The organism is Sporolactobacillus sp. BBK16-2 (genome assembly GCF_059878335.1).
Genome location: NZ_CM187611.1, coordinates 2,707,829 through 2,726,929 on the forward strand (window position 1 = coordinate 2,707,829; position 19,101 = coordinate 2,726,929).

Below are 19,101 nucleotides of genomic sequence, written 5' to 3' on the forward strand. Positions count from 1 at the left end.
TATAATCGCACATGTACGAATTTGATTTGAGGTGATTTGATGCGCAAGACTTTATCTGTTGTTGCCGCAATACTAGAAAACGCGAATAAGGAAATTCTGTGTGCTCTGCGTTCGCCAAAAATGTCGATCTCAAACCACTGGGAATTTCCCGGCGGCAAGATCCAAGATGGCGAAACACCTGCAGAAGCTATTGAACGCGAAATCAGAGAAGAACTGAAATGCTCCATCGAGGCTAAAGAAATTTTCCTCACCAGTCATCACGACTACGATACATTCTCCATTGATTTGACTGCCATTACATGCAAACTTGTAGAGGGGTTCCCAACCGCACATGAACATTCCAAGCTCATTTGGTTAAAAAGAGAAAATCTTGATTCGCTAAAATGGGCACCGGCCGATGTCGCAACAGTGGAACGACTTGTAAAAGAGAGCATGTAATAGTCTTTTTATTTTATTCGAAAAATGTGTATAATAAAGACAGGAAATACGTAAAATAATACCGTCCGAAGTGACGCAATCACCTCGGACGGCTTGAGCTAGGCAATATCCGCATTGAGCGGAATCAGTGCATGAACTGAATCAATTGAAATGATCCGTTTCAGCTATCTGTGGAGAGATATGAGACGGATCATTTTTTGTTTCTTGACAACATCAGCACTAACATTCCAAAGGAAATCATGAGTGTCAGTACTTGAAATGTTGTCATAAGCGCCACCCCCAATCATCAGGGCGTCACCGATCCACTCACATACTTCATCTATTACCTTACCAAATTATAACAGATTAATAGAATCCTTTTATACCTTCGTCGTAAATTCTTGATACAGCGGCATCGGCACTTCATGATGCAAAGCAATCTCAGTAGTAATTGGTTTGTTCCCGCTATATTTAACCACATCTCCTGTTCCGATATAAATATAGGGTTCAGAGATATTTTTCTCTATAGTCTTGAATTTCCGCACAAATAGGTACAGATTTATTCCATATTTTTTATTATTTATAATTCGATGACCTTGAGTTGTATCCTGACTATTTGTATTAGGCGTCTCCCACTGAAAAAGCGAGGGGCTAATAAAATGATCTTGATAGTTGATGCTCTCCTTAATCCCCTCATCTTTGTGAAGATCAATAAACAGATAGTAGTCATTTCCATTTTTGATTGTGCCGGATCCTCGGAATGAACTGAGTATTTTTCTATAATTAGATAGTAAAGCAGATTCCACCATTGAATACTGCTCATATAGTTTTAGAAATGGGATTTTATAATTCTCATGTCCAAACATCTTCTCATAACGATAAATTCCATAATTAAGCACATCAAGAATGTAAGCCGTGTGCTCCTCATTTTCACAGATCCTATCCAAAGTTTCCGACCGTTTCAAAAACTTACCTTCGCGGTCATAGCTTCCCAATTTTACTTCTCGTGATTTCTGCCCCTGATCATCATAGGTTTGATTCAGATGTTCAAACGCATGATCAAGCGTCTCTTCATTTATGGATTCTAATAATTTCTGAACTTCATTTTTTGCCTGTTCCCACGACACGGTTTTATGAGTCATCAATGAACGTAAAATACAAAATTCATAGGGACGTTTTATAGGAAGATCAGAAGATAGCTGTCGCAGCACAGTGTTGAATGGCTCTTCATTCGCCAATTTTTTTAGCTCATCCGTTTTTTCAACAGCCGCAAGAAAAGCAAGATAGGTTTTCTTATTATTAATAAACTTAATTGGATCAGGGGCATTTTCGAATTTTGCATAGTCTAATAAGTAGTAGGGAATGGTTCGATCTTCTGCCCCAGCAACAAATTGTTTCTTAAATTCAAGATACTCTTCCTTCAAATATTTCATCGCACGGAAATTCTCTTGATTTAATTGGTCAATGATTCGTTGCTGCGAAATTCGATCCATCTGAATATGAGTCGCGCCTGGGAGATCCGGGAAACCGCGATGAACTGCAACCTTTAAGCTGTCCTTGTCATAGAAGCGTTTACCGCTTAATGCAATCGCAATAAGAAACGTCTTGCTGTGATTGCCGATAAAATCGAGAACTGTTAAAAAGGATTGTCCTTCATATTTTCGCAAGCCACGACCAAGCTGCTGCATGAAGATAATCGGTGAATTGGTTGGGCGTAGCATCAAAACTAAATTTACAGACGGAATATCGATGCCTTCGTTAAAAATGTTGACCGTAAAAATGACTTGCAACGGATCGTCATCATTTTCAAGTCTGCGGACCATTTCTTGGCGCTTAGACTGCTTGTCATCCCCAGTTAAATAGGTGCTGACAATACCGCGTTTATTGAATTCATCGGCCATATATTGGGCATGATCCTTGGTTACACAATAACCCAGACACTTACACTTTTCTCCGTCATAGCCGTAAAAATTCATTTTGTCGATAATAAAATCGACGCGCTCATTCACTTTGAGCCGCTTTGCAACCTCCGCCACATCATCGATGGAGACATCAGAAAGATCCACACCATCCACATCTGAAATGCCGAAGTAATGAAAAGGCAGAACCAAATCTTCCTCTAATGCTTCATTGAGTCGAACTTCAAGCGCAATATTGTTATCAAATAAACCGAAGATATCACCACGGTCACAGCGTTCCGGAGTAGCCGTCATTCCCAGTAAAAATTTCGGTTCAAAATAATCCAGTACGCGTGTATACGTTGAAGCTGTTGCATGGTGCGCCTCGTCAATAATAATATAGTCGAAGTAATCAGCAGGAAACTCGCTATAATGATCCTTGATGGTTTGGATCGTTGTAAAAAGATAATTCTTCTCTTGGTAGTCTTTGCTATTTCCAGTGTACATGCCCATTTGATTGCCGCGACCGAGCAGTCGTTCAAAAGTCTCTTTTGCCTTCGTTAGAATCTCTTCACGGTGCACGATGAAAAGCATTGTCTTGGGCTGAACCTTTTGAACGTCAAACGCTGACATGTACGTTTTCCCTGTACCCGTCGCAGAAATGACGAGTGCTCGCGTTTCGCCATGGCTTCTTAGCCGCTCAAGATTATCAATCGCCTGCTGTTGCATCATATTCGGAACGATCCGCTGCATCTCAGCATTCCCGTAGCTGTTAAAGGATGGCTCACGAGCAACCGCAACCTGAGCTTTCAATCCTTCAATAAACTTCTCGTATTTCTGCAAGAACAGATCATCTGCAACGGTACATTGCGCCCACAACTCTTTGTATTCCTTAATGGCTTTTTCCAGAAATGGGTTCTGCCTCGTGGACACTGTCGACACATTCCACTCAACATTGCTCTTCAGAGCACTCTGCGTAATGTTCGATGAGCCGATCATAACTGTATACATATCTTTATTCTTAAAAATATAAACCTTGCTATGAAAGCCTTGAACCTTGTCAGCCTCAAAAACTCTCAGGTCGATATTATTGAAGGCTTTAATCTTCTTGAGTGCTTTGGGTTCTGTAAAATTCAAATAAGTGGATGTCATGATCTTTCCACGAACGCCACGATCACGCAGCTCTTTCAAATTATCAAGCAGCAGTTGCAATCCGCTGTAGTTAATAAAGGCAACACTAAAGTAGAACTCCTCGCAGGTTGAAAACGCCTGCTGCAGTTCATATAAAAAGGTCTGTCCATTTGAATTTGTGATGAGTTTGGGGGTCATTGACTATCTTCCTTGCAACTATTAGACTGTTTTGACAACATTATACCAGGAAATAGACATAAAATTGACTGCATTGTATAATGTATTTAAATGGTTTAGTGATGTGTCCCTTGGCATACACTAATAAAGCCGTCAGTGCTGTTACACTGATGGCAAGCATGGCAACGTCCGCATTGAGCGGGCAGCAGTGCATGATAAGTAAATCAAAGATGAAAATTGATCCACTTCAGCCACTGCAATGGCATATGAGGCGGATCATTTTCTTTCTTTAAACGACAGTATCGCTATAATAAGTCCCGCAAAAGAAATTGCGAGCATTAGTGCTTGATACACTGTCATGGGCAGCACCTCCAATCTGAAGGTGTCACTGCCATCCGCTCATATGCCTTATTGCCATAATTAAAGTATATCGAATAAGATCATGCGTTCGCAATATGATTCGTATAATTATTTCTCCTAAATCCAATTAGTGACGCCATGAAAGCTACTACGTTAACAAGTAAAGGTTATATATCAAAGTTTCGAACTATCATAAGCACATCAAGCGGTAAATCCATCTTATTTGCTTATAATAGGAATTAGATATCTTGAAACCTAGGAGGCGACCTTATGAATCAACATTCTTTCTTGAAGCTCAATCTCTTCAGCTGTCTGTACGGGTTTCTGCTGTTCGCCCTGACTATGATGTTATTCCGTCCATACCAGGTCGCGGCTATTGTGCATGTTACGCCGGAAGAAATCTCCGGTGGATTCTTTTGGGTCGCTATTTTGGCTGCAGTAATCTACATGATGTTTATGAATCGCTTTGCCCGTCAGAGACCGAAAAACTGGAAAGAGGCACTGGGCATCGCTTTATACGCCGTGCTCTGGTTCCCTTATTGGCTTCTTTTTGTTTTTATTGCGTTTCTCATAAGATTCTGAGATATAGACTTCCCCCTAAAAATCTGCCTCCACGCCATGGCACCTGCATCCCTCTTTTCTTTGATCTGCAATGATCTGTACATAAATCTTCTGCCCACCACAACAACAAAATTTACAAATTCTTTACCTCTATGGCCTACGTATCCCTTTTCTGCTCAGTTATAATTATTTAGAAGATACTGGGAAAGAACGGGTACGATGGTCTATGAACAATACAGTAGTAACTGACTTGGACAAGATTATCAATGAACAGAAAATAAAAGCTGTTTTTCAGCCAATCGTCTCTCTGCGTAATGGTGAGATTCATGGCTATGAGGCATTAAGCCGCGTGACATATGAAACAGAATTGGCGAATCCGGAAAAGCTGTTTTTAGCAGCGGCAGAACACAATCGGTTACACGTACTTGATTCGTTGTGCCGCTCCACGTCGTTGCGCTCATTTTATGATCTATGCGCAGGCTCACCACCAATAAAGAAACTGTTTTTGAACGTCAGTCCTGTTATTCTTCAAGACCCGCGGTTCATTCAGACATTTAGTTCTCATTCTTTGAATTCCTATCCCTTCGAGCCGAGCCAAATTGTCTTTGAGGTCACCGAACGGAGTTCCATTAATCATCCGGATCAGTTCGCTGTTTCGATACAGGATCTTAAGTCGCATCACTTTCAGGTTGCCATTGATGACGCGGGAGCTATGTATTCCGGACTAAATTTGATTACGGACACCCACCCGCACTATGTTAAACTTGATCGACGTCTCATTGAGAACATTGATCTTGGTCGTATAAATTTTGCACTCGTCAAGGGACTCGTCGAATTTTGCAGAATTTCTAACATTCATTTGGTTGCCGAAGGTATTGAGACTTTATCTGAATTAACAAGCTTAATTGATCTCGGTGTCTCTTATGGACAAGGGTTCTATCTTCAAAGACCGTCCGAACGGCTTATGGAGATCGATGAAACCATAAAAAAAGAAATTATTGACCATCATAAGATGAAAAATAATGTATTCGGTCAACCTAATGCCAATGGCTATATTTTAAATATTTGCAATCCCACTGAAACCATAACCATGCAAATGAAGATTGAACATGTGCTGGAAAAATTCAAAAAGGATGGAACGATTCCCGGTCTCTGCGTCATTGATAATCATAGAGTGGTCGGTATTATTACCCGATCTCAATTAACGATGCAGGTAAGCGGGCGCTTCGGATTCAGCCTTTATCAAAATCAGCCGATTTCAGTTCTCATGGATCGAGATTTCATTTCGGTTGACTATCGAACGCCAATTAACGAAGTCTCGAAGCTGGCCATGTCGCGACCTCAGGACAAGCTCTATGATTTCATTGTCGTGACTAAAGAAAATCGCTATTTCGGAACGGTGACCATTAAAAATCTGCTGCTTAAATCAACAGAAATAGAGGTTATAAAAGCAAAATACGAGAACCCGTTGACCGGTCTTCCCGGGAATCTGGTGATTGAACAGAAGATGAAGCAAACACTCGAAAAAAACGAGACGTTCAACGTTTTATATATCGATATCAATCATTTCAAGGAATATAACGACGTCTATGGCTTTGAAAACGGTGATTCGATCATTAAATTGCTTGCCGACATTCTCATGCTCTACTTGCCTCGCGGGCAGTTCGTCGGACATGTTGGCGGCGATGATTTTATCACCATCATGGATAAAGGAGCTATTGATAATTACTGTGAAAAAGTCAGTGAACGTTTTCAAGAAAAAGTACTTTACCATTATAATGAGCAAGACCGAGAACGGGGCTTTATCATCACTGAAAATCGTTTAGGAATCGTTGAAGCGTTTTCCATTGTTTCCATATCCATAGCCGGTACCTGTGTCCCATGTGATCATTTTTTGAACTTATTTGAGTTGACAAAGAAGCTGGCGAAGTTAAAAAAGAAATCTAAGAAGCAAAAAGATCAGCACTATTTATATATTGAGTCTTAACCCAAGATCAATGGCAAATCGATTGTTGGGTATGAAGGTGCTGTGTCTTGCTTGGTGAGCCTTTCATTCTTTAGCCACGAAATCCTTTGTAAATCATTTTGCACGTGTATTTTCTTCTGGATTATTTTTCCCTGCACCGTCTGATCCAGTATATCCTCCATCAGGCCGCGACCTTTTTTTCATGCCATTTCTGTGTTTCATGGCAATTTTCCGGGTAAGCTTGGCCATGTAAATTATCATGATTCATTCAATGCCTCATTCATCAAGTCCTATTACTTTAAATTCTCGCTTATCCGTTCTATGATTAATAGCGAAAGGCTTTTCAATAATCGGTATAGTGGAGGGAATTATCTTGAAACAAATCGCAATTGGATCTGAAAAGAAATTGGGATCGGCGGTTGTTCAGGGATGCATGCGCATCGCAGATATGCCTGAGGAAGCGGTAGATCGCCTAATCAAGACCGACCTAGAGAACGGTGTTACATTCTTCGATCATGCGGATGTTTACACGGACGGCGCATGTGAAGCATTGTTTGGCAAGGTACTGGCAAAGCAGCCCGGCTTGCGCGACAAAATCACTTTGCAGACGAAGTGCGGCATTGTTCGCGGCAATGGCGATCACAATAAAGCGTTTGACTTCTCAAAAGAACATTTGCTTGAGACGGTAAACGCTAGTCTGCAACGTCTGCAGACGGATCATGTGGATTATCTGCTTCTGCACCGCCCTGATGCCCTAGTTGAACCTGAAGAAGTGGCTGCTGCATTTGATCAGCTCCACTCTGAAGGGAAAGTTCTTCATTTTGGCGTCAGCAACCAGAATCCATATCAAATAGAACTGTTGAAAAAATCAGTGCGTCAGCCGCTGGAAATTAACCAGTTGCAGCTCAGTATCAAGTTCACCGGAATGATAGACGAGGGATTGAATGTGAATATGACAGTTGGCGGTGCTTCCGTTCGCGATGGCAGTATTCTCGATTATTGCCGGCTGAATGACGTAACCATTCAGGCATGGTCTCCATTCCAATATGGATTCTTCGAAGGCGTGTTCCTCGATAATCCAAAATTTCCTGAATTAAACAAAGAAATTGATAAGGTCGCAACGAAGTATGGTGTCAGTAACAATGCGATTGCGGTTGCCTGGATCCTGCGCCATCCGGCAGAAATGCAAGTCATCCTCGGAACAACGAACGTATCACGTATTGCTGCATCGGCAAAGGGTGCGGACATTACGCTCACTCGTCAAGAATGGTACGATATTTATCAAGCGGCGGGCAACAAGCTGCCTTAACCTTAGAAAACGAGAAGCTGAGCAATAATAGGTCGAGCAGTCAGCTCGACCTATTTTAATTCTGCTTGATCCCTCCTCACAAGAAAAGGATCGATAGTGATGACGAAGGAAACGCGCAGCACTAATTATTGCATTGCGTTTTCAATGCTCGATTTGCCTTTGTTCTTTTTCACGCCTTCTGATTCATGTCGAGCAAAAATCGCTGAATGACCTGATTGAACTGCTCATGTTGGTGCGTCGGAATTTGATGGAAGGCTTTATCAATAAAAATAATTTCTGTTTTTGTAAGAAAATCAAAATACTTTTTGTGTTTACTGATAAATTTATCGCGTGTTCCATAAACAATCCACATGGGAAGCAAATCCAATTGCTTAAGTTGAGCGGAAAAATCCGTTTTCAGTCCTGCTTTATATAGATCGAGCACCGCGTGAACATTAGCTTTTTTACAATATGTGTAAAACATTTTTTTGTCTTCTTGGGTCATTTTATGGGCATTCGCTAATAGGTTACTCAAAGCCTTTTGACCGCCGCTCGCTTTCATGATTAGAACGCCGAGCTGATATTCCATGAACAGCATTGCTGAGCCGACACAAGGAAATCCGCCGGAGAGAATCATTCCACCAACCTCATTGGGGAAAGTCAGTGCATAAGAAAGAGCTATTAAACCGCCGCTTGAGTAACTGGAAAGGATTGGCTGCTTCAATTGAAGTTCTTGAATGAGTGTTCTAAGATCAGCGACATGATCCGGAATCACACGTTCAAGGGAACGAGAAGGTTGATAACTGCTCCGTCCATGTCCTCTTTGGTCATATAAAATAATCTGTGCATGTTCGGATAAAATCTTTTGATAATGAAAAACGACATGGCCCATTAAAGGGGGATGAATGAAGATAATGGGTCTCCCTTTTCCACTTTTTTCGTAATACAAGCAAATGTCCTTTGTCGTGTTGATATACGGCATCGTAAGTCTCTCCGAGTGATCGTTTTATATTAGAATGCTTATGGCCTATTCTGCCCCTAACATTGTCATTCAAACAGTCACCTAGCATTGTTTTTAAACACACTACTGAAGGCATCTGCCTTTTAGATCATTAATGATGCACCTCGTCATTGCTAAAATTTTTCTTTAATAGCGACAGAAAACGAAACAGTTCCAATGAAAGGATTAAACCACTGACCCATACTGCTCCGAAAACATATCCTGCCACGAGATCACTTGGGGTAATGCCGAAGGCGCTGATTGCGCTTGCTGTGTAAGCAAGCAAAACGATTAAGAAGAAAAATAATTCGGACATACTGATCATGTACTTTTTTTGATGGCGTACCAGCATCATCAAAAAATACCCTAAGAGAATCAGCAGCATCATCGACTTCTTATTTGGAAAATCCAGACTCATGTAGGTTCCAGTCAGAATAAAGTGAAACAGCCAGCGCACGCCGTTTGCGAAGATAAATCCCCCGGATAATGTCAGCCCAAGAAAAAGCAGTTCAAGCCATTTGTCCCTGTTATTAAGAAGAATTGTGACCGCTGTAAGAATGATGATTACAGAGAGTGTTGACCAGGAAGACAATCCATAAACATGCTGCAGCGCCTGCTGCCATTGATTATCCACAATGAATGAAACAATTCGTCTGGAAACCTTGTCGAACGGCACAAATTCATTGCTGAGAAAATCCTGGATCATTCCTGCCATCAAAGTGATGAGTGAAATAAATGCAGCCAGAATCAAGAAAATAAATAGTTTGATCTTCAAAAAGCTTTTATACCGTTTAAAGGTTGCTTGAAAGAGGAGCAAAAGCGATTCCTTGATATATCTTCGATTCGTTCTAATCACGATATAACATAGCAATACGAGGGCAAGCAAAACGCTTGCCAGCACCAGCCATTTCTTGATTTCCACCTGATACTTGTCCCATTCCGGTCCTAATACATACCCAAGTGATATAAAGGTTCCGGTCCAAAGAAAAACACCGATATAGGCAAACACACTAAAGGACTTAAAGGGCAAGCGGATCACTCCGGATATAATGCTCGCGATATGCCTGATGCCGGGAACGAAGAACGAAAAAATGAGCAGAACCTTCCCATACTTTTGGTACCATTTAGATATGTGTTCCATCTTTTCCTGCCCCATATGAATGTACCGACCATATTTACGAAAGAAAGGTACGCCAAGCTTGTAGCCGATCCAATAGGAGATCGTCGCGCCGATCATGCCCCCAGCTCCCGAGGAGCACAAAGACAAGAAAAGATTCATCTGTCCATGAAAGGATAAGATGCCCACATAGCTCAGCAAGGCTTCATTTGGAATAGGAACACAAACCAGTTCAAGCATTAACGCAAAAAAAAGTGTCAAATATCCGTATTCATTCAGTAATTGATCTAAAACACTCATTCATGGTTCCTCCGCATGGCAGCAAATCCATAGTCAATTTCACTTAATAGTATTCGATTCGCTTCACCGTTACAGTACCTTTATTATTCAAAAAAATGATCCACTCTCCGATGAGAATGGATCAACGTTAATCAATAACAAGATTAAGAACTGCAAAAGCAGCGATAAGCAGCAAAATGACAAGTATGCAGACCGTATCTTTTATTTTCCAAGTCAACTGACGAAACGAAGAACGCGGCAGCTCGGAGCGATAGCCGCGAACGTCCATGACGTTGGCAAGCTCCTCCCCACGATTCAACGATCCCGAAAATAGCGGCAAGAAGATCGGAACCAGTGCCTTCATCTGGCGAAAAAGGGAACCTTCACCAAACACTGCACCTCGCGCCTTTTGCGCATCCATAATCCGTTGCGTTTCATCGAGCAGATTAGGGATAAAACGAAGTGAGATGGACAGCATGATCGATAATTCATCGACCGGAACATGCAGAAAACGAAGCGGACGCATAAGAAAGTTCAAGCCGTCCGTAAGTTCCATAGGCTTCGTTGTTAAGGTAACGGCAGTCGTAACGAAAATGATTGTTACGAAACGGGAAAAAATAAACAGTGCATTAATTAAACCGAATTCGGAGATTTTGATTGGCCCCCAAGTGAAATAAATGATTCCGCCGGCAGTAAAAAGAATCTGAAGGAATACCGTGAATAAAATCAACCAAATTAATGGCCGAACGCCGCGAAAGAAAACTCGGAAACCGATTTTCGTCAAGCTCATCACAAAAAAAGTAAACAGCCACAATAAAATGAGCCCCTGTCCGTTTTTCGCCATAAAAGAAATAAAAATAAAAGCAATACCTGCGATCATTTTGGCACGTGGATCAAGCTTGTGAATTGGTGAATCACCTGGAAAATAACGTCCGAGAATCAGTTTATTCATACACGTCCCACCCCGATCAAAGCCTCTGCCAGTTCTTCCTCTGTCAGGCAGACATTTGGCAATCGAATACCTGAATAAGTCTCAAATGCCAACTGGAACCGCCTCGCTTCAGGAACATCCAGCTGCCATCTGTTCAACTTTTCGCTGTCCGCAAATAGGCTGCGCACGCTTCCATGATAGACAACTTTTCCTTGATCCATGACGACCGCATCATCTGCGTAGCGTGCCGCTGTCTCCATATCATGAGTAACAAGAATAACAGTCAATCGTTTACATTTGTTCCATTGCTTAAACAGCGACATCAATTCCGCTTTTCCTGAAGGGTCAAGGCCTGCGGTTGGTTCGTCCAGTGCAATCACTTCAGGTTCCTGAGCGAGAACGCCGGCAATCGCCACTCTCCTTTTCTGTCCGCCGGAAAGTGAGAACGGCGACTGTTGAAGAATAGATTCATCCAGCCCAACTTGGCGAATCATCTTGATTGCCAGATCATGTGCTGCTTCCGGACTCGCACCGAAGTTCAGCGGACCGAAGCTGATGTCTTGTTCCACAGTTTCAGCGAACAGCTGCGATTCAGGAAATTGGAACACCATCCCGATATGCTTCCGGACTGCTTTCAACGCTTTTTTGCTCGTTTTACTGTCAATCTTAATGTCACCAACCTCTGCCCAACCGGATTTTGGAAGCAGCAAGCCGTTCAGCACTTTTAGCAGACTCGACTTACCGGCTCCAGTAGGACCAACGACTGCCGTAAACGTTCCCGGAGCTATTTGCAGGCTGACGTCCTGAAGAACACGAGGGCTGTGCACCGGGCCAAGCTGATAATCTGCGCTCACTTGATTCAGTCTTATTTGCATAGCCATTGGATCCATTCACTTTCCGTCAGATAGGATTCCGGAGTGCGTCGCTCTTTGCTCATAAGCAGACGCCGCAATCGTTCGCTGAACGGTGCCTCTACGTCCATTTCCTCGCTAAAAATATCCGCAGGCAATCCACTGTTCGCCACGCTGCCGTTTTTCAACACAAGGATACGGTCACTTGCTGCTGCCTCATTCATGTCATGGGTGATGGACAAAATGGTTAATCCTTGTTCAGCCCTCAACTGTTTTAAAGTTGCCAATAGCTCTCTCCTGCTTCGAGGATCCAGCATAACAAAGGCTTCGTCCAAAATAAGCAGATCAGGATGAAGGGCAAGCACACCGGCAATCGCGACGCGCTGTTTCTGACCACCAGATAAACGGGAGGGATCTGCCTCACGATGCTCCAGCATACCGACGAGCTCCAAGGCTTCTGTTACACGCTGCCGCATGTCTTCAACCGGCATGTTGAGGTTTTCCATGCCGAATGCAACATCATCCTGCACGGTTGCTCCGATGAATTGATTATCAGGATTTTGAAAAACAATACCTGCATGACGACGAATCGTCCACTTTGTTTCCTCATTCAAGGGCATACCGCATACGAAAACGGATCCGCTCTGTGGTTTCAACAGCCCAATCAGCAGCAATGCCAAGGTAGACTTACCCGCACCATTATTACCGATAACAGACAGCCATTCACCTTTATTAACGGCAAAGGAAACAGAAGATAATGTATTGTTTTTTGCAGGTTCATATTTAAATGTCAGATCTTTAACTTGGATTATTTGCTCGTTCATCGGACATACCCTCTTTTCACAAGACAACGGCAACGAACAGTAATAACGCAACGGTTCCATTCACAAGCACCAGATTTTTCACAGCAACCACAAAGGTTTTCGATTTGACTTGAATTTGATTGAACTGTTTCACCTGTTTAGATACAGGAATGATGGCCAGCAGTGCAAGCAGCATAATCATCGGCAGTATTTTAAACAGGACACAGACAACAATTGCAGCAAAGGTCGCAGCATAGAGTCCATTAAAAAGCCAAATTGCGTAACGTTTGCCAATGTAATAGGGCAGCGTAAAGCGATGATTCTTAATGTCATCATCCAGATCGCAAATGTTATTCGCCAGCATGATATTCGCTATGGTGAACATGCACGGCAGCGAGACGAGCACGATTTCAAAGAGCAGGAGCAGATCGGCCTGCACGGTTATTGTCCGTCCTTCCCAAATCAAATGGACAATGCCTTGGTCCGTTGCGTTGACATAAACGGTTAAAAATAAAACACCGAGCCCTTCCGTGATCCCTGAAAAAATTTCACCGATCGGCATTCGTGACAGTGGAATTGGTCCGAACGAATAAAGGATGCCAATTCCAAAGCAAGCCATGCCTACGAGTAAAACAATTAGATCAGTACGTACCACAAGTACCAGTCCCAGCACCGTCGCAATCGCCAAAAGGATGACGATGGTAAACGCGACCAAAGGTTCCGAAATATGCTCCTGTCCAATGATGTTTTCTCTTCTGCGATACTCCTCACTCGTTGCTTTTCGATAATCCATGTAGTTATTAATCGCCGTTGCTGTCATATCAAAAAAGAGCATGGAAGCAAAGAAAATCGTTGTGTTGATTGGATCCAGTAGATGGAACCGGTATGAAACAAAGAGACAGCCAACAATAAAAGGAAAGAGACTGGCTAATTTGGTCTGAATTTCAACGAGTTTAAGGAACGCGCCCAGCGACATCTTTTTCACCCCTTCTTCAATTTAACCCCTTCGACACCTTCTGAAAAAAATACAGTCCTTTTTATTCTATAAGTTTAAAAGCTTTATTCGTCAGCACAAAATTATTTTTTAGATTAGGTGTTATATAGACTTTCTTATCGCGCGTCACAAATACGGCCTTAATCCCCCATTTTTTCGCATCGCTCATTCCGCCTTTAAGCCCGCCCGCAAACAGGACGGTGGAAAGCGCATCTCCGTCAGTCGAAGCATCTGTAATTACTGATACCCCTGCAATGTCATTCATAAATGGATAGCCGTCAAATGGGTTCAACAAATGATGATAGGTCTTACCATTCACCTTAATGAATCGTTCATAGATTCCAGATGTGACAATGGACTGATTGGACTCCTCGATTTTCCCGACAATCGCCCCGCGCGGTTCAAAAGGATTCTGGATACCAACGTTCCACTTTTCATCTGAGGCATTCTTCCCCAGTACGTAAATATTTCCGCCAAGGTCAACAATCGCAGACTGAACATGGTATTTCTTCAACACAGTTACCACTTCATCCGTGATAAAACCTTTAGCAATGGCGCCTAAGTCCAACCGCATGCCTTTATTTTTGAGAAAGATCGTGTGCTTTGAATCATTGAGGATCATTCGTTTGTATCCGATTAACGGAAGCACATGGTCAATCTCGCTCTGCTTCGGTTTTCTTGCATCGGAATAGCCGATATGCCACAGCTTCGAGAGCGGTCCAATGGTCAGATCAAAACCGCCATTTGAGCGTCCGCTGTACTTCTTCCCAATCTTGATCATGCGGTAAATGTCATTAGATACCTTAACCGGCTTAATTCCTGCCTCTTCATTCACCTGATCAATCTCAGACGAATCATGCTTATCTTCAACAGTCGTCGCGTCCGCCAACTCTTCGATCCGTTTAAAAACCGGCTTGAGTACATCTGCTTTCCCTTTATCAAAAATTTTCACCGTAACTACCGTGCCCATTATAAATTCGGTCCTGCTGTATGGGCTGCTGAGAATCTCCGCCTTAACAGGCTGCGCTTTATGCCCACATCCTGTCGTAATCAGCAGGCACACGATGACCATAAACATAATGCCGGTTTTTTTCATCAGTCTCAATCCTTCCAAGCGATCAAATGATCCCTATCTTATTATTTAAGAAAGGCTTTAGAGCAATTCCGTGCTCTAAAGCCTTTGATGGCACTGCTTCCATTCATTATTTCTCTTGGAAAACAAGATTATCGACTTCGATTGGCGTTGTATCGCCCTTTTGAGCTGCGTTAATCAACTGTGCCGCATAAATACGGAACGAATGACTGGAGTGTGTCGCGCCAGAGACAACATCCAATTCTTCAGCATTTTGTTTGTCAAGTAACGATTTGCTGAGCGCTGGAATATATTCTTTAGGTCCTGTGCCGGATTTTGCCTTCATCGCCTTTTCATATGCGGCATTTTCTGATTTTAGTTTTCCATTTTTGTCCAGAAAATCATAATTAACTTTTGTGATCTTACCGCCTTTAACTGTCATATCGATAAATGTTTTCCAGCCGTTGGTCGTGAGATTCTTTTCTGCCAACTTATAGACGCCGTCTTTCAGTTTTGCTTGTGCATCAACGACAATTGGTGTTGTGTCGCCTTTTTGTGCCGCCTGAATCAATTGCTGCGCATAATTAATGAAATGATCGGATGATTCGGTTGCGCCGGATACGGCTTCGACCTGCTGTGCATCTTGACTGGCAACAAGTGCTTTATTCAGCTTAGGGATGTATTCCTTTGGTCCGATTCCGTTTTTCGCCTTCATCGCTTTTTCATAAGCTGCATTATCTGACTTCAATTTTCCATCCTTATCCACGTAATTATAATCAGATTTAGTAATTTTTCCGCCTTTAACTGTTATGGACATTGTAGCTTTCCATCCGTGACTGTCCAATTCCTTTTCTTTTAATGAATAAGTTCCATCTTTCAAAGGTGCTCCTGCAATTAATTTTGCGGTTGCAGGTTCACTTGACCCGGAAGCCTTTTTTTCTGTGTTTGATTTGGTAGCGTTTTCATTTGATCCGCAGGCAGCAAGCATCATGATGATTAACAACCCCAACGGTAACAATAATTTTTTAATATGCATAGCTAACACTTCCCCCTTAAATCGACAATTTGTGAAATCTATCACATTATCTTGCTCTTTCATTTTACCATGTCTATGATTCATTTGCTACATCAAAATTGTGAACGTTTTCATTGTTTATTCTGTTGTTCGAGTCTCACTTGTAGACACATAGATATTCAGAGTGTAAAATTTAATTTAGGTAATTGTTATTTATTTCACAAATTGTTTCATACAATTATGACAGCGCTTTAATTCGTTTTTTCGAAGGGGGAAGAAAAATGGGGATTAAGAACATTGTAATTATCGGAGCCGGGTACGCCGGCGTCCATGCTGCGAAAAAATTGGCGAAAAAGTATAAGAAAGATGCTTCTGTCACCATTACTTTGATTGATCAGCACTCATACCATACGATGATGACAGAGCTTCATGAGGTTGCCGCGCATCGCGTGGAACCTGAAGCCATCAAATTCGATTTACGTAAACTCTTCAAACACACAAAAGTGAATCTAGTCACAGATCGGGTCAAGAACGTCGACCATGAGAATAAAACAGTGACCACTGAACATGCTGCATACAGCTATGATTATTTGATTCTCGGTATGGGCGGTGAACCCAATGATTTCGGCACGCCGGGGGTACGCGAGCATGGCTTTACACTTATGTCTTGGGAAGACGCAATGAAGCTGCGTGAACATATTGAACACATTGTTCGCAAAGCAGCAACGGAACATGACCCCGATAAGCGGCGTGCAATGCTTACCTTCGCTATCTGCGGCTCAGGCTTTACAGGTGTTGAAATGATCGGCGAACTGATCGAATGGAAAACGCGGCTTGCCAAGGTCAATAAATTGGCAGAAAACGATATTTCTTTGTATTTAGTGGAAGCGGTCCCAACAATTTTAAATATGCTTGAGCGAAAGGATGCAGGCAAAGCAGAAAATTATATGCGCAAAAAAGGCGTAACTATCTTAACCAGTTCGCCCATTGTAGAGGTTAAAGCAGACCGTATCGTCCTAAAATCGGGAGATGAACTTCCAACGCACACCTTGATTTGGACAGCAGGAGTAAAAGCGAATTCCCAAGCAAGCAGTTTCGGCATGAAATCGGCACGTGCCGGACGTCTGACGGTCAACAAATATATGGAAGCTGAGGGCTTGGATCACGTTTACGTCGTTGGTGATCTCTCCTATTATGAAGACGGCGGAAAACCCGTACCTCAAATTGTCGAAGCGGCCGAGCAAACAGCCGGAACGGCAGTTAAAAATATTGCATCTGCAATTAGCGGTGGCGAAAAATCGACATTTAAAGGCAATTACCATGGTGTGATGGTTTCGATCGGCGCCAGATACGGAGTTGCCCATTTAGGGAGTATGCATTTAAGCGGATTTTTTGCCATTTTAATGAAGCATATGGTCAACCTGTACTATTTCTTTGGCCTTCGCAGCGCACATTATATGTTCCATTACATTATGCATGAATTTTTCCAAACGAAGGATAAACGGAATATCTTCCGCAACTTTTCCACACGGTACGGCAATGTACTCTGGAGCCTGCCTCTTCGCGTTTTTGTCGGCGGTTTCTGGCTTAATGAAGCGTTCGGCAAGATATGGGGTGAGAGTATTTGGAACAAGGTCACGTCACACTGGTCGAATTTCCATCTGCTGTTTAATGGACTTGGTAAGGATTCCTGGCTAGTCGGATCATCTGTAAAAATGCCATTTGACTGGCTGCAGACAGCGACAACCGGTGCGAGCCAAGCGTCCAGCAGTGGTGCAGGCGACACAGCAAGTCAGTATGCCACACCTATTCTGAGCAAGATGCCATTCTGGTTTGAATGGATTATGAAGCTCATGCTCCCGAACGCCGATGTGGCCGTATTTATGCAAAAAAGCATGGTGTTTATCGAGCTCGCCATTGGTCTTGCACTTCTTGCCGGCCTGTTCACGTGGATTAGCAGTGCAGCAAGCGCAGGATTTATCGTTATGTTTACGCTAAGTGCTATGCTCGGCTGGAATAATTTATGGGCACTGCCTGCTTCAATTGCTTTAATGAACGGTTCCGGACGATCCGTCGGATTCGATTATTGGGTTGTCCCTTTCCTGCAAAAGACATTGAGCAGATGGTGGTATGGCAAAGAACAGGCAATCTATAACGATGCCGCAGACAATGAAAGTCCCGCTCTCATTAAGGCGTCAAATACAAATCATTTAAATCAATAAACCAAAAGGAGGGAAGATCAGCAGTGAGCAGCTACTTTAAAATGATCAAACGCTGGGATATTATCATTGTAACGATACTTGTTCTGATCTCATTTCTTCCCTTCACCATTTTCAGCGCTGTCCAAGCAAAATCTTTGAAGGATAATACAAAAGACCGCGTTGCGATTGTCACTTTAGATAAGAAACAAATTCGAACGATAAAACTGACCGGAAACAATCGTACCTTTCAATTTACGGTGTACAGCGGTGATGGTGACGAAAATACCATTGAGGTCAAGAAGGAGCGCATTCGGATTAAAAGCGCGAACTGTCCTGATCAAAACTGTGTACTGACGGGTTTTATTGAAAAACCTGGTCAAACAATTGTCTGCCTGCCTCATCGTCTCGTTATTGAGATTAAAAGCGATCATGAACCGTCACAGGATATCATTGTCAGTTCATGAGGCGGCAAAGGAATCTGATACTCATGACAAAAAATCAGTTGAATGCTTATATTGCGCTGCTTGCCGCCCAAGCGGTGGTCATCAGCTTGTTCGAGAACGCCATACCTTTTCCTTTTGCTGTGGCGCCCGGCGCTAAGCTTGGGCTTGCGAACATCATAACATGTATGGCACTCTATACCCTTTCAACGAAGGATACACTTAAAGTACTCACCATTCGGCTGATTCTGGCAACATTGCTCGGCGGTACAATTTCCACATTCATGTACAGCGCAGCCGGTATCGTGCTGAGTTTTTTAGGAATGTGGCTTGTCAAAAAACTTGGTCCTGATCGTGTCAGCTTGATAGGAGTGAGTGCGACAGGAGCTATTTTGCATAATATCGGACAACTCATTGTCGCAAGCTGGATCGCACAAACATGGACGGTGCTTCTTTATCTTCCGGTACTGTCCTTTGCCGGCATTTTAGCAGGAATTGCGATCGGTGTCATGGCTAATTATTTGTTAAATCATGTCGAGAAATTACACAATTACCGAAGTTTGCGGGAATTGAATGAATAAGGTGCAAGATTGGTGGTGA

At 42.7% G+C, this 19,101-nt stretch carries 18 protein-coding genes; 7 read left to right on the plus strand and 11 right to left on the minus strand.

From position 1 onward, the window contains the following. Positions 1 to 39 precede the first annotated feature (39 nt). Entirely contained in the window at positions 40 to 438 is a 399-nt protein-coding gene (locus AC6F33_RS13380; RefSeq protein ID WP_500777264.1) for a (deoxy)nucleoside triphosphate pyrophosphohydrolase, read from the plus strand. A gap of 190 nt (positions 439 to 628) precedes the next feature. Here the strand turns inward: AC6F33_RS13380 and AC6F33_RS13385 are convergent, their stop codons facing one another. From AC6F33_RS13385 to AC6F33_RS13395, 3 genes are all read right to left on the minus strand, one after another. Beyond that, positions 629 to 706 carry a putative holin-like toxin gene (locus AC6F33_RS13385; protein ID WP_370646115.1) on the minus strand — a complete coding sequence of 26 codons (78 nt, stop codon included), beginning with the start codon at positions 704 to 706 and terminating at the stop codon, positions 629 to 631. 91 nt (positions 707 to 797) lie between these two features. Further along, entirely contained in the window at positions 798 to 3,644 is a 2,847-nt protein-coding gene (locus AC6F33_RS13390; RefSeq protein WP_500777265.1) for a DEAD/DEAH box helicase, read from the minus strand. A gap of 255 nt (positions 3,645 to 3,899) precedes the next feature. Continuing rightward, positions 3,900 to 3,983 (minus strand): putative holin-like toxin, encoded by an 84-nt coding sequence (locus AC6F33_RS13395; RefSeq protein WP_353958626.1) that lies wholly within the window; start codon positions 3,981 to 3,983, stop codon positions 3,900 to 3,902. 270 nt (positions 3,984 to 4,253) lie between these two features. On the opposite strand from AC6F33_RS13395, the gene AC6F33_RS13400 reads away from it, so the two are divergent. The 3 genes from AC6F33_RS13400 to AC6F33_RS13410 all read left to right on the plus strand — a co-directional run bounded on the left by AC6F33_RS13400 (position 4,254) and on the right by AC6F33_RS13410 (position 7,819). Next, positions 4,254 to 4,565: a hypothetical protein gene (locus AC6F33_RS13400; protein WP_255749127.1), complete on the plus strand. Its 312-nt coding sequence runs from the start codon at positions 4,254 to 4,256 to the stop codon at positions 4,563 to 4,565. Positions 4,566 to 4,770: 205 nt separating this feature from the next. Then, positions 4,771 to 6,531 (plus strand): GGDEF domain-containing protein, encoded by a 1,761-nt coding sequence (locus AC6F33_RS13405; RefSeq protein WP_480948607.1) that lies wholly within the window; start codon positions 4,771 to 4,773, stop codon positions 6,529 to 6,531. A gap of 352 nt (positions 6,532 to 6,883) precedes the next feature. Beyond that, positions 6,884 to 7,819 carry an aldo/keto reductase gene (locus AC6F33_RS13410; protein ID WP_255749129.1) on the plus strand — a complete coding sequence of 312 codons (936 nt, stop codon included), beginning with the start codon at positions 6,884 to 6,886 and terminating at the stop codon, positions 7,817 to 7,819. Between the two features lie 169 nt (positions 7,820 to 7,988). Here AC6F33_RS13410 and AC6F33_RS13415 read toward each other — a convergent pair whose 3' ends face one another. The 8 genes from AC6F33_RS13415 to pplA all read right to left on the minus strand — a co-directional run bounded on the left by AC6F33_RS13415 (position 7,989) and on the right by pplA (position 15,881). Continuing rightward, positions 7,989 to 8,780, minus strand: a complete 792-nt coding sequence (locus tag AC6F33_RS13415) for an alpha/beta fold hydrolase (RefSeq protein ID WP_255749130.1) — start codon at positions 8,778 to 8,780, stop codon at positions 7,989 to 7,991. A gap of 130 nt (positions 8,781 to 8,910) precedes the next feature. Next, the gene (locus AC6F33_RS13420) at positions 8,911 to 10,215 is read right to left on the minus strand and encodes a DedA family protein (protein WP_255749131.1); all 1,305 of its coding nucleotides are present in this window, start codon (positions 10,213 to 10,215) and stop codon (positions 8,911 to 8,913) included. 127 nt (positions 10,216 to 10,342) lie between these two features. Further along, the gene (locus tag AC6F33_RS13425) at positions 10,343 to 11,146 is read right to left on the minus strand and encodes an energy-coupling factor transporter transmembrane component T family protein (RefSeq protein WP_255749132.1); all 804 of its coding nucleotides are present in this window, start codon (positions 11,144 to 11,146) and stop codon (positions 10,343 to 10,345) included. Continuing rightward, complete coding sequence (locus AC6F33_RS13430) at positions 11,143 to 12,006, minus strand: energy-coupling factor transporter ATPase (RefSeq protein ID WP_370646134.1); 864 nt, start codon at positions 12,004 to 12,006, stop codon at positions 11,143 to 11,145. The genes AC6F33_RS13425 and AC6F33_RS13430 overlap by 4 nt, the downstream gene beginning before the upstream one ends. Continuing rightward, entirely contained in the window at positions 11,991 to 12,800 is an 810-nt protein-coding gene (locus tag AC6F33_RS13435) for an energy-coupling factor transporter ATPase (protein WP_255749133.1), read from the minus strand. Before AC6F33_RS13435 ends, AC6F33_RS13430 begins: the two co-directional genes overlap by 16 nt. 16 nt (positions 12,801 to 12,816) lie before the next feature. Next, on the minus strand, positions 12,817 to 13,755 hold the full coding sequence (menA, locus tag AC6F33_RS13440) for a 1,4-dihydroxy-2-naphthoate polyprenyltransferase (protein WP_500778166.1): 939 nt from the start codon (positions 13,753 to 13,755) through the stop codon (positions 12,817 to 12,819). A 61-nt stretch (positions 13,756 to 13,816) separates the two neighbouring features. After that, positions 13,817 to 14,869, minus strand: a complete 1,053-nt coding sequence (locus AC6F33_RS13445; RefSeq protein ID WP_500777266.1) for an FAD:protein FMN transferase — start codon at positions 14,867 to 14,869, stop codon at positions 13,817 to 13,819. A 106-nt stretch (positions 14,870 to 14,975) separates the two neighbouring features. Next, entirely contained in the window at positions 14,976 to 15,881 is a 906-nt protein-coding gene (gene pplA / locus AC6F33_RS13450) for an extracellular electron transfer flavoprotein PplA (protein WP_500777267.1), read from the minus strand. A 260-nt stretch (positions 15,882 to 16,141) separates the two neighbouring features. On the opposite strand from pplA, the gene AC6F33_RS13455 reads away from it, so the two are divergent. Genes AC6F33_RS13455 through AC6F33_RS13465 form a run of 3 tightly spaced genes read left to right on the plus strand, consistent with a single transcriptional unit; the run spans position 16,142 to position 19,082 of the window. Then, positions 16,142 to 18,082, plus strand: coding sequence for an FAD-dependent oxidoreductase (locus AC6F33_RS13455; RefSeq protein ID WP_500777268.1), 1,941 nt, complete (start codon positions 16,142 to 16,144; stop codon positions 18,080 to 18,082). A gap of 23 nt (positions 18,083 to 18,105) precedes the next feature. Then, a complete protein-coding gene (locus tag AC6F33_RS13460) occupies positions 18,106 to 18,525 on the plus strand; it encodes a NusG domain II-containing protein (protein ID WP_500777269.1) in 420 nt (139 codons plus the stop codon). Positions 18,526 to 18,548: 23 nt separating this feature from the next. After that, positions 18,549 to 19,082 (plus strand): Gx transporter family protein, encoded by a 534-nt coding sequence (locus AC6F33_RS13465; protein ID WP_500777270.1) that lies wholly within the window; start codon positions 18,549 to 18,551, stop codon positions 19,080 to 19,082. The last annotated feature ends 19 nt before the right edge of the window (positions 19,083 to 19,101 follow it).

Coding starts and splice junctions, on each gene's coding strand:
- AC6F33_RS13380 (WP_500777264.1), top strand. CDS start 40: ATGCGCAAGACTTTATCTGTTGTTGCCGCAATACTAGAAAACGCGAAT.
- AC6F33_RS13385 (WP_370646115.1), bottom strand. CDS start 706: ATGACAACATTTCAAGTACTGACACTCATGATTTCCTTTGGAATGTTA.
- AC6F33_RS13390 (WP_500777265.1), bottom strand. CDS start 3,644: ATGACCCCCAAACTCATCACAAATTCAAATGGACAGACCTTTTTATAT.
- AC6F33_RS13395 (WP_353958626.1), bottom strand. CDS start 3,983: ATGACAGTGTATCAAGCACTAATGCTCGCAATTTCTTTTGCGGGACTT.
- AC6F33_RS13400 (WP_255749127.1), top strand. CDS start 4,254: ATGAATCAACATTCTTTCTTGAAGCTCAATCTCTTCAGCTGTCTGTAC.
- AC6F33_RS13405 (WP_480948607.1), top strand. CDS start 4,771: ATGAACAATACAGTAGTAACTGACTTGGACAAGATTATCAATGAACAG.
- AC6F33_RS13415 (WP_255749130.1), bottom strand. CDS start 8,780: ATGCCGTATATCAACACGACAAAGGACATTTGCTTGTATTACGAAAAA.
- AC6F33_RS13420 (WP_255749131.1), bottom strand. CDS start 10,215: ATGAGTGTTTTAGATCAATTACTGAATGAATACGGATATTTGACACTT.
- AC6F33_RS13425 (WP_255749132.1), bottom strand. CDS start 11,146: ATGAATAAACTGATTCTCGGACGTTATTTTCCAGGTGATTCACCAATT.
- AC6F33_RS13430 (WP_370646134.1), bottom strand. CDS start 12,006: ATGGCTATGCAAATAAGACTGAATCAAGTGAGCGCAGATTATCAGCTT.
- AC6F33_RS13435 (WP_255749133.1), bottom strand. CDS start 12,800: ATGAACGAGCAAATAATCCAAGTTAAAGATCTGACATTTAAATATGAA.
- menA (WP_500778166.1), bottom strand. CDS start 13,755: ATGTCGCTGGGCGCGTTCCTTAAACTCGTTGAAATTCAGACCAAATTA.
- AC6F33_RS13445 (WP_500777266.1), bottom strand. CDS start 14,869: ATGAAAAAAACCGGCATTATGTTTATGGTCATCGTGTGCCTGCTGATT.
- pplA (WP_500777267.1), bottom strand. CDS start 15,881: ATGCATATTAAAAAATTATTGTTACCGTTGGGGTTGTTAATCATCATG.
- AC6F33_RS13455 (WP_500777268.1), top strand. CDS start 16,142: ATGGGGATTAAGAACATTGTAATTATCGGAGCCGGGTACGCCGGCGTC.
- AC6F33_RS13465 (WP_500777270.1), top strand. CDS start 18,549: ATGACAAAAAATCAGTTGAATGCTTATATTGCGCTGCTTGCCGCCCAA.